Origin of the sequence: Pseudomonas sp. 18173 (assembly GCF_050432945.1) — a bacterium.
In the GTDB taxonomy this organism is placed as follows: Bacteria; Pseudomonadota; Gammaproteobacteria; order Pseudomonadales; family Pseudomonadaceae; genus Aquipseudomonas.
On the sequence record NZ_JBKFTN010000085.1, the window covers coordinates 1 to 528 of the forward strand.

The 528-nt window shown below is 66.0% G+C and carries 2 protein-coding genes; both read left to right on the forward strand.

What is annotated here, in order from left to right; translation table 11 throughout:
* Window positions 1-47 precede the first annotated feature (47 nt).
* Window positions 48-296: a hypothetical protein gene (locus ACLD1X_RS29180; protein WP_429373744.1), complete on the forward strand. Its 249-nt coding sequence runs from the start codon at window positions 48-50 to the stop codon at window positions 294-296.
* Window positions 251-528 (forward strand): VCBS domain-containing protein (locus tag ACLD1X_RS29185; protein WP_429373742.1); only part of this gene is annotated, 278 nt, incomplete at its 3' end. The genes ACLD1X_RS29180 and ACLD1X_RS29185, both read left to right, overlap by 46 nt.

The following is a 528-nucleotide window of genomic DNA, read 5'->3' on the forward strand; positions in this document are numbered from 1 at the left end:
TCAGCGTGCAGGTCAGCGATGGCCTCGGTGGCGCGGCCACCCAGCAGGTGACCGTTACCATTACCGGCAGCAACGACGCGCCAGTGCTCAGCTTCGCGGTCGGCAACGAGGTCGGCGCGGTGCAGGAGGACACCACGCTCAGCGTCAGCGGCCAGTTCAGCTCGACCGACATCGATCACGATGCCACCGCCACTTGGAGTATTGCCGGGTCAAATACCGGCACCTACGGCGCGATCGCCGTGGACANAGCGTGCAGGTCAGCGATGGCCTCGGTGGCGCGGCCACCCAGCAGGTGACCGTTACCATTACCGGCAGCAACGACGCGCCAGTGCTCAGCTTCGCGGTCGGCAACGAGGTCGGCGCGGTGCAGGAGGACACCACGCTCAGCGTCAGCGGCCAGTTCAGCTCGACCGACATCGATCACGATGCCACCGCCACTTGGAGTATTGCCGGGTCAAATACCGGCACCTACGGCGCGATCGCCGTGGACAGCAGCGGCCAATGGACCTACACCCTGGCCAACGGCAC